9 protein-coding genes are annotated in these 13,341 nt (G+C 66.3%); 3 read left to right on the top strand and 6 right to left on the bottom strand.

The annotated features are described in order from the left end of the window. Positions 1 to 83 precede the first annotated feature (83 nt). Positions 84 to 782 (top strand): Crp/Fnr family transcriptional regulator, encoded by a 699-nt coding sequence (locus tag VIM12_RS15435; protein ID WP_331942559.1) that lies wholly within the window; start codon positions 84 to 86, stop codon positions 780 to 782. Here the strand turns inward: VIM12_RS15435 and icmF are convergent, their stop codons facing one another. The 5 genes from icmF to VIM12_RS15410 form a co-directional block, all read right to left on the bottom strand. Beyond that, positions 783 to 4,061 carry a fused isobutyryl-CoA mutase/GTPase IcmF gene (icmF, locus tag VIM12_RS15430; RefSeq protein WP_331942558.1) on the bottom strand — a complete coding sequence of 1,093 codons (3,279 nt, stop codon included), beginning with the start codon at positions 4,059 to 4,061 and terminating at the stop codon, positions 783 to 785. A 228-nt stretch (positions 4,062 to 4,289) separates the two neighbouring features. Continuing rightward, positions 4,290 to 7,859, bottom strand: coding sequence for an indolepyruvate ferredoxin oxidoreductase family protein (locus VIM12_RS15425; RefSeq protein WP_331942557.1), 3,570 nt, complete (start codon positions 7,857 to 7,859; stop codon positions 4,290 to 4,292). 314 nt (positions 7,860 to 8,173) lie between these two features. Beyond that, the gene (locus tag VIM12_RS15420) at positions 8,174 to 8,434 is read right to left on the bottom strand and encodes a hypothetical protein (protein WP_331942556.1); all 261 of its coding nucleotides are present in this window, start codon (positions 8,432 to 8,434) and stop codon (positions 8,174 to 8,176) included. A 608-nt stretch (positions 8,435 to 9,042) separates the two neighbouring features. Beyond that, on the bottom strand, positions 9,043 to 9,978 hold the full coding sequence (locus tag VIM12_RS15415) for a LysR substrate-binding domain-containing protein (protein ID WP_331942555.1): 936 nt from the start codon (positions 9,976 to 9,978) through the stop codon (positions 9,043 to 9,045). Between the two features lie 2 nt (positions 9,979 to 9,980). After that, the gene (locus VIM12_RS15410) at positions 9,981 to 10,427 is read right to left on the bottom strand and encodes an Lrp/AsnC family transcriptional regulator (RefSeq protein WP_331942554.1); all 447 of its coding nucleotides are present in this window, start codon (positions 10,425 to 10,427) and stop codon (positions 9,981 to 9,983) included. A gap of 132 nt (positions 10,428 to 10,559) precedes the next feature. Here VIM12_RS15410 and VIM12_RS15405 point away from each other — a divergent pair, with 132 nt between their 5' ends. Continuing rightward, positions 10,560 to 11,189: a LysE family translocator gene (locus VIM12_RS15405; RefSeq protein ID WP_331942553.1), complete on the top strand. Its 630-nt coding sequence runs from the start codon at positions 10,560 to 10,562 to the stop codon at positions 11,187 to 11,189. Here the strand turns inward: VIM12_RS15405 and VIM12_RS15400 are convergent, their stop codons facing one another. After that, positions 11,190 to 12,224: a GGDEF domain-containing protein gene (locus tag VIM12_RS15400; protein WP_331942552.1), complete on the bottom strand. Its 1,035-nt coding sequence runs from the start codon at positions 12,222 to 12,224 to the stop codon at positions 11,190 to 11,192. It abuts the gene before it with no gap. A 384-nt stretch (positions 12,225 to 12,608) separates the two neighbouring features. Here VIM12_RS15400 and VIM12_RS15395 point away from each other — a divergent pair, with 384 nt between their 5' ends. Beyond that, complete coding sequence (locus VIM12_RS15395) at positions 12,609 to 13,238, top strand: ANTAR domain-containing response regulator (RefSeq protein WP_331942551.1); 630 nt, start codon at positions 12,609 to 12,611, stop codon at positions 13,236 to 13,238. Positions 13,239 to 13,341 lie beyond the last annotated feature (103 nt).

Below are 13,341 nucleotides of genomic sequence, written 5' to 3'. Positions count from 1 at the left end.
GCGTGGCGCCGCCCGGGAAAATGCGCAAGAATTGGCAAGGAGCCGCCCGGCACAGGGCGCGCACAAGAAGAATCCGGAGAAACATGACAGTATCTGCACCTGCATCAGCACTTCCACTGGCCGACATGTTGCGCGGCGCGGCCTGGGCCGGCGCGCTGACCGACGCGCAACTGGCGCACGTCGAGGCCACCGCGCTCGAGCGCTTCGTTCCCGCCGGCGGCTATGTCTGCCGCAAGGGCGAGCGCGTCGACTACTGGTACGGCACGATGGACGGCCTGCTGAAGATGAGCAGCGAATCGCCGGAAGGGAAGACCATCACGTTCACCGGGGTGCTCAGCGGCGCCTGGTTCGGGGAAGGCTCGCTGCTGAAGGAGACGCCGCGCCAGTATGACGTCGTTGCGCTGCGCGACAGCCGGCTGGCGCTGATGCCGAAGGCCACTTTCCTCAACCTGCTGGACACCAGCATCGGTTTCAACCGCTTCGTGATGCAACTGCTCAACGAACGGCTCGGCATGTTCATCTCGCTGGTCGAGTACGACCGCATGCTCGACACCACCGCGCGCCTGGCGCGCTGCCTGGCGGCGCTGTTCAACCCGCACCTGAACCCCGGCATCAGCCCGCAGCTGCGCATCTCGCAGGAGGAGATCGGCTATCTCGCCGGCGCCTCCCGCCAGCGCGTCAACGGTGCGCTGAAGGTGCTGCACGAGGCGGGCCTGGTGCGGGTCGAGTACGGCGGCATCACCGTGCTCGACCTCGAAGGACTGCGTCGCTTCACCTCCTGATCACATGTTCCGCCGGTACTGCCCGCCGACCTCGAACAGCGCATTGCTGATCTGGCCGAGCGAGCAGACCCGCACCGCGTCCATCAGGACCGCGAACACGTTCTCGTTGTCGATCACCGCCTGCTGCAGCCGCTGCAGCATGGCCGGCGCGCCGTCGGCGTTGCGCGCCTGGAAGCCCTCCAGGCGCTTCAGCTGCGACTGCTTCTCGTCGTCGGTCGAGCGGGCCAGTTCCAGCTGCTGCGGAATCGTGTCGCCCTTCGGGTTGCGGAAGGTGTTGACGCCGATGATCGGCAGCGTGCCGTCATGCTTGAGGTGCTCGTAGAGCATCGACTCTTCCTGGATCTTGCCGCGCTGGTAGCCGGTCTCCATCGCGCCGAGCACGCCGCCGCGCTCGGCGATGCGCTCGAACTCCTGCAGCACCGCCTCCTCCACCAGGTCGGTCAGCTCCTCGATGATGAAGCTGCCCTGGTTCGGGTTCTCGTTCTTCGCCAGTCCCCACTCGCGGTTGATGATCAGCTGGATCGCCAGCGCGCGGCGTACCGACTCGTCGGTCGGGGTGGTGATCGCCTCGTCGTAGGCGTTGGTGTGCAGCGAGTTGCAGTTGTCGTAGATCGCGATCAGCGCCTGCAGCGTGGTGCGGATGTCGTTGAAGTCGATTTCCTGGGCATGCAGCGAACGGCCCGAGGTCTGGATGTGATACTTGAGCTTCTGCGAGCGCTCGTTGGCGCCGTACTTGTCGCGCATCGCCACGGCCCAGATGCGGCGCGCCACCCGGCCCAGCACCGTGTACTCCGGATCCATGCCATTGGAAAAGAAGAACGACAGGTTGGGGGCGAAGTCGTCGATGTGCATGCCGCGCGCCAGGTAGGCCTCGACGAAGGTGAAGCCGTTGGACAGCGTGAATGCCAGCTGCGAGATCGGGTTCGCGCCCGCTTCGGCGATGTGGTACCCGGAGATCGACACCGAGTAGAAGTTGCGCACCTGGTTGTGGACGAAGAATTCCTGGATGTCGCCCATGACCTTCAGCGAGAACTCGGTCGAGAAGATGCAGGTGTTCTGTCCCTGGTCTTCCTTCAGGATGTCGGCCTGCACCGTGCCGCGCACGTTCTGCAGCACCCAGGCGCGGATCTTCTGCGCTTCGTCGGCGGTCGGCTCGCGCTTGTTGTCGGCGCGGAACTTGTCCATCTGCTGGTCGATGGCGGTGTTCATGAACATCGCCAGGATGGTCGGCGCCGGGCCGTTGATGGTCATCGAGACCGAGGTCGCCGGATCGCACAGGTCGAAGCCGTCGTACAGCACTTTCATGTCGTCCAGCGTCGCGATCGACACGCCTGAGTTGCCGATCTTGCCGTAGATGTCCGGCCGCGGCGCCGGATCCGCGCCGTACAGGGTGACCGAGTCGAACGCGGTCGACAGGCGCTTGGCCGGCATGCCCTCGGACACCAGCTTGAAACGACGGTTGGTGCGGAATGCGTCGCCCTCGCCGGCGAACATCCGGGTCGGGTCCTCGTTCTCGCGCTTGAAGGCGAACACGCCGGCGGTGTACGGGAAGGAGCCCGGCACGTTCTCCAGCATCAGCCAGCGCAGGATCTCGCCATGGTCCGCGAACTTCGGCAGCGACACCTTGCGGATGGTGGTGCCGGACAGGGTTTTCTGCACGAGCCGCGTGCGGATTTCCTTGTCGCGGATCTTCACCACGTAGTCGTCGCCGGCATACGCCGCCTGCATGTCCGGCCACATCGCCAGCAGCTTGCGGGCGCCGGCGTCGAGCTGGCTGTCGCGCTCCGCGACCAGGTCGTCGATCTGCACCGGCCTGCCGGCGGCGGCGAGCATGCGCCCTGCCTCCTGCAGTTGCTGGCGCTCGCGCGCCAGCTTCACCTGCTTCGCGGTGCTGGCGTGATAGTTGCGCACGGTGTCGGCGATCTCGGCCAGGTAGCGGCTGCGCGCCGGCGGCACGATGGCATTCTTGCCGGAGGAGAAACGCACGCCCACCGGCGCCAGCTTGCCGGGCTGCGTCTTCAGCCCCAGTTCCGCCAGTTTCGGCAGCAGGCCCTGGTACAGGGCGGTCACGCCGTCGTCGTTAAAGCGCGACGCCTGGGTGCCGTAGACCGGCATCTCGTCCGGCTTCTTCATCCACAGCTCACGGTTGCGCTGGTACTGCTTGGCGACGTCGCGCAACGCATCCTGCGCACCCTTGCGGTCGAACTTGTTGATCGCGACGAAATCCGCGAAATCCAGCATGTCGATCTTTTCCAGCTGCGACGCCGCGCCGAACTCCGGCGTCATCACATACATGGACACGTCGACATGCGGCACGATGGCGGCGTCGCCCTGGCCGATGCCGGAGGTCTCGACGATCACCAGATCGAAGCCCGCGACCTTGCAGGCGGCGATCACGTCGGGCAGCGCCTGCGAGATTTCCGAGCCTGCCTCGCGGGTGGCGAGGGAACGCATGAAGACGCGCGGCTGGCCGTTCCAGGGGTTGATGGCGTTCATGCGGATGCGGTCGCCGAGCAGTGCGCCGCCGGACTTGCGGCGCGACGGGTCGATCGAGATCACCGCGATGTTGAGCGCGTCCTCCTGGTCGAGCCGGATGCGCCGGATCAGTTCGTCGGTCAGCGACGACTTGCCTGCGCCGCCGGTGCCGGTGATGCCCAGCACCGGAGTGGTGATGGTGTCGGCGCGCTTGTGCAGCGCCGCCTGCAGCCCGGGCGCCGCCTTGCCGTTCTCCAGCGCGGTGATGAGCTGGGCCAGCGGGCGGTGGCGCGCGGCGATGTCGCCGGCCGCGAGCGCTTCCACCGTCGTCGGCGCATGGGGGGAGAGGTCGCTGTCGCAGGCCTCGATCATCGACAGGATCATGCCCGCCAGGCCCAGGCGCTGGCCGTCCTCCGGACTGAAGATGCGGCTCACGCCGTAGGCGTGCAGGTCGGCGATCTCGGCCGGCACGATCACGCCGCCGCCGCCGCCGAACACCTTGATGTGCGCGCCGCCGCGCTGGCGCAGCAGGTCGATCATGTACTTGAAATACTCGACATGGCCGCCCTGGTAGCTGGAAATGGCAATGCCCTGCGCATCCTCCTGCAGCGCCGCCGTCACGATCTCGTCGACCGAGCGGTTGTGGCCGAGGTGGATCACCTCCGCGCCATTGGCCATCAGGATGCGGCGCATGATGTTGATCGAGGCGTCGTGGCCGTCGAACAGCGAGGCGGCGGTGACGAAACGGACCTTGTTGGCCGGCTTGTATTCGGTGAGTTTCCTGGATTCGGAAAGATCGGTCATGGCTTGTCTCTTTGTCTGTCGTGGCGCCGGGCGGCGGTGAGGGTCAAGAAACCGGCAGTTGCGGCAATGATGACGTTTACGTTAACGTCAATCTAACATGCCGTCAAACCGGAATGCCGTCGTCCGGCCGACAATTCCGGCGCTATTCGCGTCCGGGGCGTCGACGGGGACGACGGGGACGACGGGCGTCCGGGGAGCCGCCGTGCCGCCTCGGCCGCTCCCCGATGGTCACGCGGCGTGCGGCAGGCCGGCTTGCGGCGCCGCAAACTGCTTCAGCAGCGCTTCCCTTTCCTGCTGGTAGCGGGTGACCGCCTGTTCCTTCACGTGGCCGAATCCGCGCACCTGTTCCGGCAGCGCGGCGATCTTCAGCGCCAGCGCATGGTTGTCGGGACGCAGCCCGACGAGCAGGTCCAGCACGGTCTGCCGGTACGCGTCGGCCAGTTGTCTTTCCATGCGCCGCTCGGCGGTATAGCCGAAGGGATCGAGACGGGTGCCGCGCAGCTTCCTCAGTCTTGCCAGCAGGCGGAACAACGGCAATACCCAGGCGCCGTACTCCGCCTTCTGCAACCGGCCCTTGCTGTCCTTCTTCGCCAGCAGCGGCGGCGCCAGGTTGAATGTGAGCCGGAAGTCGCCATCGAACTGCTGCTTCAGCTGTTCCACGAAGCGGCCATCGGTGTAGAGCCGGGCGACTTCATATTCGTCCTTGTACGCCAGCAGCCTGAAGTAGGACCGGGCAACGGCCTGCGCCAGCTTGTCGCCGAGGCCCAGCGCGCTTTCCCGTTCGCGCACCATCGTCACCAGATCTTCGTATCGGGCCGCATACGCCGCGTCCTGGTAGTCGGTCAGGAAGGCCACGCGGCGCTTGAGCAGTGTGTTCAGGCTTTGCGGCATCTGCAGCGTGACCGGCTGGGCAGGCAGGGCAATACGCTCCACGCGGGCCAGGTCGACCGCCGCCCGGCGGCCCCAGGCAAAGCTCTGCTTGTTGGCCTCGACCGCCACGCCGTTGAGCTCGATGGCGCGCAGCAGCGCCTGCTCGGACAGCGGCAGCCCGCCCTTCTGCCAGGCAAAGCCCAGCATGAACAGGTTGGTCGCGATCGCGTCCCCCATCAGCGCCGTGGCTAGCCGGGTGGCGTCGATATAGTCGGCGCGCCCGGCGACCGACTCGTCGATCAGCGCCTGCACGTCCGCGAACGGGAACTGCCAGTCGCGGTCCTGCGCGAAATGCCCGGTCGGCTGCTGGTGGATGTTGATCACGGCGCGGGTGCGGCCCGCGCGCATCTTGGCGATCGCATCCTGCGCGCCCGCGGTCAGCATGTCGCAGCCGAGCACCAGGTCGGCCTCGCCGGTGGCGATGCGCTGCGCCCGGATCGCGCCCGGCACGCGCGTGATGCGGATGTGCGAGGTGACCGACCCGTTTTTCTGCGACATGCCGGTCATGTCGAGCACCGACACGCCCTTGCCTTCCAGGTGGGCGGCCATGCCGATCAACGCGCCGATGGTGATCACCCCGGTGCCGCCGATGCCGTTGAGCAGGATGTTGTACGGCGCGTCGCAGCCGGGCAGCGCCGGCGCAGGCAGTGCGCCGAAGCCGGCGTCGCCGGCGGCATCCTTCGATTTGCCGGTCTTGCTCTTGCGCAGGGTGCCGCCTTCCACCGTGACGAAGCTGGGGCAGAAGCCCTTGACGCAGGAATAGTCCTTGTTGCACGAGGACTGGTCGATTGCCCGCTTGCGGCCAAACTCGGTCTCCAGCGGCAGCAGGGACGTGCAGTTCGACTGCACGCCGCAGTCGCCGCAGCCTTCGCACACCATCTCGTTGATGAACAGCCGCTTCGCCGGATCGGGGTACTCGCCCTTCTTGCGGCGGCGGCGCTTCTCCGCGGCGCAGGTCTGGTCATAGATCAGCACCGACACCCCCGGCACTTCGCGCAACGCGCGCTGCACCGCGTCCAGGTCCTTGCGGTCATGCAGGGTGACGATGGGCGGCAGTCCGGCCCGGTCGGCGTGGCGCGTCATGTCCTCGGTCACCAGCGCGATCCGGCGCACGCCTTCGGCCGCCATCTGCTGCGCGATCATCGGCACCGAGGTGACGCCGTCCACCGGCTGCCCGCCGGTCATCGCCACCGCATCGTTGTAGAGGATCTTGTAGGTGATGTTGACGTTGGCGGCGACCGCCGCGCGGATCGCCAGGTAGCCGGAGTGGAAATAGGTGCCGTCGCCCAGGTTCTGGAATACGTGCGGCAGCTGCGAGAACGCCGCCTGGCCGATCCACGGCGCCCCCTCGCCGCCCATGTGGGTGGTCAGCTTGTTGTGCTCCGGGTAGATCGCGGTCGCCATCACATGGCAACCGATGCCGGCCAGCGCCAGCGAACCGTCGGGCACTTTGGTCGAGGTGTTGTGCGGGCAGCCGGAGCAGTAGTAGGCGGGGCGGGGCGGCGTCTTCACCGCCTTGCCCAGCACCTGGTCCTTGGCCTCGAGGAACGCGAGACGCGCCTTGATCATGTCGCTGGTGTGGAAGCGGGCGATGCGCTGCGCGATCACGCGCGCGATCTGCGCGATCGAGAAATCGGCCTTGGACGACAGCAGCCATTCGCCGCGCGGATGCACCCACTCGCCTTTCTCGTCGAACTTGCCGATCACCCTCGGGCGCACGTCGTCGCGCCAGTTGTACAGCTGTTCCTTCAGCTGGTACTCGACGATCTGCCGCTTCTCCTCCACCACCAGGATCTCGTCCAGGCCCTGCGCGAATTCACGTACGCTGTCCGGCTCGAGGGGCCAGGGCATCGCCACCTTGAACAGCCGGACGCCGATGGATGCCGCCATGGCCTCGTCGATGCCCAGCTCCTCCATCGCCTCCAGCACGTCGAGGTAGGACTTGCCGGATGCGATGATGCCCAGCCGCGCCTTCGGGCTGTCGATGGTGGTGTGGTTGAGGCGGTTGGCGCGGGCGTAGGCGAGCGCCGCGTAGATCTTGTAGTCCTGCATCAGCGCTTCCTGCTTGCGCGCCTGCACCCCTAGCGTGTCGGTGGAGAGCCGGGTGTTGAGCCCGCCTTCGGGCATCACGAAATCGGTCGGGTAGGCGATCTGCAGCCGGAACGGGTCGGCATCGACCGACGCCGAGGACTCGACCGTGTCGGCCAGCGCCTTGAAGCCGACCGCGCAGCCGGAATAGCGCGACATCGCCCAGGCGTGCAGCCCCAGGTCCAGGTATTCCTGCACGTTGCAGGGATACAGCATCGGGATCATGCAGGCCGAGAAGATATGGTCTGACTGGTGCGGCAGCGTCGAGGAATAGGCGCCGTGGTCGTCGCCGGCAACCAGCAGCACCCCGCCGTGTCTTGCCGTGCCCGCATGGTTCATGTGCTTGAAGACGTCGCCGCAGCGGTCCACCCCGGGGCCCTTGCCGTACCACATCGCAAATACGCCGTCGTATTTTGCCGGGCCGATCAGATCCACCGTCTGGGTACCCCATACCGCGGTCGCCGCCAGGTCCTCGTTGACGCCGGGCACGAAGCGCACATGGTTCTCTTCGAGCAGCTTCTGCGCCTTCCAGAGGTTCTCGTCCAGTCCGCCCAGCGGCGAGCCGCGATAGCCGGAAATGAATCCGGCGGTATTGAGCCCGGCCGCCAGGTCACGCTGGCGCTGCATCAGCGGCAGTCGCACCAGCGCCTGTATGCCGGAGAGAAAAATCTTGCCGGAGGTGGAAGTGTATTTGTCGTCGAGCTTGACGGGGGCGAGGGCAGGGGCGCCGGTGTCGGCGGGCGCCTGCCCAGCAGTGGCCACTGCTGTATCGGCTTGCATTGCTTGTCTCCAAAATTGATGATTTCAGATGGCGCCTGTCGGTAGTCGCCGGGTAAGGCGAGGCAAGGACAGGCTGCCGGACCGCGGTAGCGGATGACGATCCGCCATGGTCGGAATGTCATGAAGCGAGTGTAGGCGGATTGGCCGGAGGCGGCAAATAGGGAATGAGGATGGGGGTATAAGCTTGGCTTATGGTGCGCCAGGAGCGGCCGCGTGCCGCTGCCCGCTGCCTGGCGCAGCCCGGCGATGCCACCACCGCGGGCGTCCTTGCGCAGCTCGCGCGAGCGCATGCAACGGAGACTGGGCCTCAACGCTCAGTCGGGGATCCGCCCATGCGTCAACGGCATCCTCTTCAACTCGCCAGGCGGACACTGCTGAAGCCCCCCGTCGTCGAGACGGCGCTTGATCGGCCTCAACGCCGCGACGATCTGGCTGTCATCCTCGGTCGCATATCGAAAAAGATGTCCGTGGTATTTCTTGAATGCGCGGAGCGCTGCGTTCCTTTCATTGGGGGACTTGCCCGGGTCATCCCACACCCCCAGCAATTTTTCGATGTTTCGCAGCAGCGTCGGCATTGCATTCTTTTCTACCTCGTTCGTCAGTCGCTGGGCATGGCGCTCCACCCTGTTCGCATCCTGGCCGGCTTCCAAAGGCACCTTCGTGGCCGGCGACTGGCGAATGCGGACAGCATGGAACAGCGAATGCGCTTTCCATCTGCATAGCCATTTCTCCGCAAACTTGCGGGCGACGGAGGATGCCTCCGCACCGCGCCCCTGGGCAGCAGCGCCGCCGGGTGCCGCGTGCAGCAGGGCAGTTGACGACGATGCTGATGACGCGGTACCCGCGTCCGCGGAATGCGGCCGGGCAGCACGGTCGGGGTCGGCCGTGGACGGCCCGGCAGCGGCGCCGTGAGTGAACGGCGGTCTGACTCTATCCATCGTTGATCCTCTTTTGGCAATCGTCGTCTTCCGGCCGGCTTCGGCACGGTGCGCTGGCGTAGCGCGACGACCGATTCGTCATCGTCGCCGTGCATCCATCCGTCGGTGGCATTCGATGCCTGTTTGGTTCCGGCAGCACGTTTTCCAGGAGCGGTGCGGGCCGAACGAGTGAGTGGGTGCGCCGCATGCGCGGTGGAAGGCCGGCCGGCGGACAACAATGGGACCGACAACGCCTGCCGCGGGAACTAAGCGCAGAGCGAACGCGCCCCCGGCCACTGGCCGTCGCCGCAGAGCCCATTCGTCACTTCCAGCACCAGCTTCTGCACCGCCTCCGCTCCGGTTGTCAGCGGGATGTTTCGCGACGAGCAAAGCGAGATCGTGCGCGAGACTTCCGCGCCGCTGATGCGCAGGCTCGTCAGCTGTCCCTGCCCGATCTCCGGCAGCAGCGGCGCCGGCGGCAGGATGGTGGCGCCGAGGTCGGCCAGCAGCGCCGACTTCAGGATGGCGACGGAATTGATGTCGATGACACTGGCGAGCGCCAGTCCTTGTGCCTGCACCAGCTTCTCGATGCGCGGGCGCACGCCGTGCTGGAGCCCGGGAAGGATCAGCGGAATGCGCGCCGCCTTCGCCAGCGAAATCGTCTTGCCGGCGGGCGCGAACTGGGAATCGGCGCGGGTGATGAAGCGCATCTCTTCCTCGACCAGCGGCACGGTGGCGAAGGCATTGAGCTGCCCGTCGTCGAACAGCACCGCCAGGTTGATGCGGCCCGACTTCAGCTGGTCGATCAGGGTGCCCGACAGTTCCTCGGTCAGCTGCAGGGTGATTTCCGGGTAGCGCTTGCGCACCGCCGTCAGCAGCGGCAGGGCGAGCGCCGCGGAGACGCTTTGCGGGATGCCCAGCGCGACGGTGCCGGCCGGTCTGCCCGCCACCTGCGCCACGGCGGAGCGGGCGTCGCCGACCTGCTTCAGGATGGCCTGCGCATGTTCATAGAAGGTCTTGCCGGCATCGGTCGCCAGCACGCCCTGCGCCGACCGGTGCAGCAGGCGCGCGCCGAGCTCGTCCTCCAGCTGCTGCACCTGCTGGGTGAGCGCCGGCTGGGCAACGTGCAGCACGCGCGCGGCGCGCGACAGCGAGCCGTGGTCCACGATGGCGACGAAATAGCGGAGCTGGCGCAGTTCCATGATCAGGCAGCGGGCCGGATCGCCTTGCGGGCAATCGAGGAGGACAGGATCAGGGATGTCGAGGTCACGCCGCAGCGGGTCAGCTCGGCGATCACCTTTTCCAGTTCGCCGACCGAGGACGCGACCACCTTGACGATGCTGCAGTCGTCGCCGGTGATGGAATGACATTCGACCACCTGCGGCAGCTGCGCCGCGACTATTTCCACCGGCGTGTCGTGACTGCGGCGCGAGACGCGGATGAAGGCAGTGATGCCGTACCCGAGCGCGGCCGGGTTGACTGCCGCATGGTAGCCGGCGATCACGCCCGTCGCCTCCATGCGGCGGACCCGCTCGGCCACCGCAGGCTGGCTCATGTGGATACGCCGGCCGATTTCCGCCAGCGTGGTCCGGGCGTCCGCCTGCAGCACCTCCAGGATCCTGGCGTCCATCGCGTCGAATTCCATCTTCATCGCAAATCCTCAAAATTTAAATGAAAGACAAGGAGAACCGGCTCTTTTGCCTTTGATTATCCATTCAAAGCCGGGTTTTTGGCTAATAGACTATTCCGGCAAACATCAACCGCAACAACAGGGGAGAAGCACATGCAGTGGGAAACCTATCTGGTATTCATCGTCACGACCGGCGTGGTCTGCCTCACGCCGGGGCCGGCCGCGTTGCTGGTCGTCGCACAGGGCATCAGCAACGGCTGGCGACGTTCCTACTGGGCGGTGGCCGGCATCGCCGTTGCCAACGCCATTTACTTCGCCCTGTCCGCCACCGGCGTCGCGGCGCTGATCGTCGCCAGCGGCACCCTGTTCTCGGTGATCAAATGGGCGGGCGTCGCCTACCTGTTCTGGCTGGGCCTCGGCGCGCTACGCAGCAAGGCGAGCGCGATGACGGTGACCGCGGACCCCGCCAGGGCGGTGACCGGCCTGCGCGCATTCTGGCAGGGACTGGTGGTGGAACTGTCGAATCCCAAGGCGCTGCTGTACTTCGTCGCGCTGCTGCCGCAGTTCGTCGATACCGCACGGCCGGTGGCAATGCAGATGCTGGTGTTCGGCGCCACCTGCATCCTGCTCGACATCGGCGCCTACGGCCTGTACGGGTGGCTGGGCAGCAAGACGCAGCGGTTCACGGCAAACGCGGGATTTGTCCGCAGCAGCAACCGCGTGGCCGGCGGCCTGCTGATGCTGGCGGGGGCGATGATGGCGACGCTCAGGCGAGCCGGCTGATCAGAAGAATTCGACGGTGTCGTTCGACACCTCGGAACGCAGCTCGCCGCGCTGCACGAGCTCGTCGTAGAAACAGACCCGGTTGCGGCCGGTCGCCTTCGCGTAGTACAGCGCCTGGTCCGCGTGCCCGAGGATCACCACCGGCGACTCGTTCGAGATGCTGGCGAAGCCGACACTGACGGTGACCCTGCCGACCTGGGGGAACACATGCTGTTCGACGTTGCGGCGGAAACGCTCGAAGATCTTGCGGGCGTCGTCCAGGCAGGTGGCGCGCAGCAGTACGACGAATTCCTCGCCGCCGAAGCGGAACACGCGGTCCTGCGCCCGGAACGAGGAGCGCAGCAGGTTGGCCACCAGGATCAGCACTTCGTCGCCGTACAGGTGGCCGAACTGGTCGTTGACGCGCTTGAAATGGTCGATGTCGACCACGGCGAGCCAGTGGCCGATCTGGCCGTTCGGGCTGTGGCGGCGTTCCGGCTGGTCCTGCGGCGATTCGGGCTGCGCCGAGGACAGCATGCGGGAGAATTTCTCGTCGAAGGTCTTGCGGTTCAGCAGCCCGGTGAGGGAGTCCCGTTCGCTGTAGTCGAGGATGTTCTGGAAATTGCGGTAGACGCTGAGGATGCCCTCGATCATGTGCAGGGTCTCACCCGGGAAAGGCCCCGACGCGGTGACCTGCAGGCAGGTGTTGACCTTGTCGTTCAGCCACACCGGCAGCCAGAGCGTGTGGCGGCCGGCAGCGTCGACTTCGACCGCGCTCGCCGCGCGCTCCCGGATGCATTCCACCAGCACGGGCAGCTTGCTGACCGGCTCGCCGCTGTTTTCTCCGGCAGCGTTGTCCTCCGCTGTCGCCACCTTGCCGTCGCGGATCCACACCCGCGGGCGGATGAAGGTCTCGTCCCTGAAGCGGAACAGTTCGTGCACCCGGACCTGTTCGGCGCCGACCAGTTCGTGCAGCGCCGACACGACGGAACTGTCGAGCAGCGAATGGTCGCGCTGACGCGTGATGTCGACCATGTGCTTCAGGAGCGCTTCCATGATCAGCGCGCCCGTCCGACGCGGACAACAGCTTGGTGCAACCGGGAGAAAGCGTGAGATGCGATCAGCATGAGGAGCAAAAGTGTTGTCCGTCGTACCCGCTCGCGCGGGGCGAACCGGCGTCCTGTCGTGCAGGATGTTTCCTGCACTCAACAGCACGGGCTGTGCCTATTCTATCCCGAATTGACGGCGTTGTTACACCTCCCGTCAATTCCTTTCGAGCAATGTAGCGTCTTGATGCACAAGGGTTTTCTCACCACTGCGGCGCCCCGCGCCCATTGCATCGCTGCGTCGCAACACGGCGCCGGCAGGCGCGTGGCGCCGGGTCTTTTGCCTTCCGTTAGAATCAGTCATCGCTCCGCGCCGGCGGAGGAGGAGAACCGAATGATGCCCCCGATGCCCGCCCGACGGCGCCTGCTGCTCGTCGACGATGACCCGATGCTGCTCGCACTTCTTTCCACCGTGCTCCAGCACGCGGGCTATGACACGCTGCAGGCGGCCTCCGCCGAGGAGGCCCTTCCGATCGCCCGCCAGGAAGATCCGGATCTTGCCCTGCTCGACGTCAACCTGCCCGGCATGTCGGGACTCGACCTGGCCGCGCGCCTGACGGCGGAAACCGCCGTGCCGTTCATGTTCCTGTCCGTGCAGGACGCGATGGAGACGGTGAAGAAAGCCACCGCGCATGGTGCGGTCGGCTATCTGGTCAAGCCGATCGACGCCGTCCAGGTCGCGCCGGCGGTGGAGGCCGCGCTGGCCAGGGCCGACGACATCCGGCGTTTGCGTCGGAGTGAAGCGAACCTGACGGCGGCGCTCGCAGCCGGTCGCGAAACCAGCATGGCGGTGGGCATGCTGATGACCCGTTTCAAGACCGATCGCGACACCGCCTTTGAAGTCCTGCGCGAATACGCGCGGGCGCGCCGCTGCAAGATCAACGAAATTTCCACCCGGCTGCTCGACGCCGAAGAATTTCTCAACAGCCTGCACCAGGCCTTCCGCCAGCACGGCCAGCGCTGACTTCGATGGCGCCGCACCGGGGCCGGCTGGCGTGGCGCTGATCGCGCACCGCGCTGTCTCATCCTCCCTTGCCGTGCGGGACGTTGCCCGGCGACATGGCTTG

Source organism: Noviherbaspirillum sp. (assembly GCF_036563305.1).
Taxonomy (GTDB): Bacteria; Pseudomonadota; Gammaproteobacteria; order Burkholderiales; family Burkholderiaceae_D; genus Noviherbaspirillum.
Note: the sequence above shows the minus strand (reverse complement) of the source record. Positions and strands in the feature narration are given on the sequence as shown.

Excerpts from the sequence above, each read along its gene's own strand:
- icmF (WP_331942558.1), bottom strand. The coding sequence starts at position 4,061 with ATGACCGATCTTTCCGAATCCAGGAAACTCACCGAATACAAGCCGGCC.
- VIM12_RS15410 (WP_331942554.1), bottom strand. The coding sequence starts at position 10,427 with ATGAAGATGGAATTCGACGCGATGGACGCCAGGATCCTGGAGGTGCTG.
- VIM12_RS15435 (WP_331942559.1), top strand. The coding sequence starts at position 84 with ATGACAGTATCTGCACCTGCATCAGCACTTCCACTGGCCGACATGTTG.
- VIM12_RS15400 (WP_331942552.1), bottom strand. The coding sequence starts at position 12,224 with ATGGAAGCGCTCCTGAAGCACATGGTCGACATCACGCGTCAGCGCGAC.
- VIM12_RS15420 (WP_331942556.1), bottom strand. The coding sequence starts at position 8,434 with ATGCCGACGCTGCTGCGAAACATCGAAAAATTGCTGGGGGTGTGGGAT.
- VIM12_RS15425 (WP_331942557.1), bottom strand. The coding sequence starts at position 7,859 with ATGCAAGCCGATACAGCAGTGGCCACTGCTGGGCAGGCGCCCGCCGAC.
- VIM12_RS15395 (WP_331942551.1), top strand. The coding sequence starts at position 12,609 with ATGATGCCCCCGATGCCCGCCCGACGGCGCCTGCTGCTCGTCGACGAT.
- VIM12_RS15415 (WP_331942555.1), bottom strand. The coding sequence starts at position 9,978 with ATGGAACTGCGCCAGCTCCGCTATTTCGTCGCCATCGTGGACCACGGC.
- VIM12_RS15405 (WP_331942553.1), top strand. The coding sequence starts at position 10,560 with ATGCAGTGGGAAACCTATCTGGTATTCATCGTCACGACCGGCGTGGTC.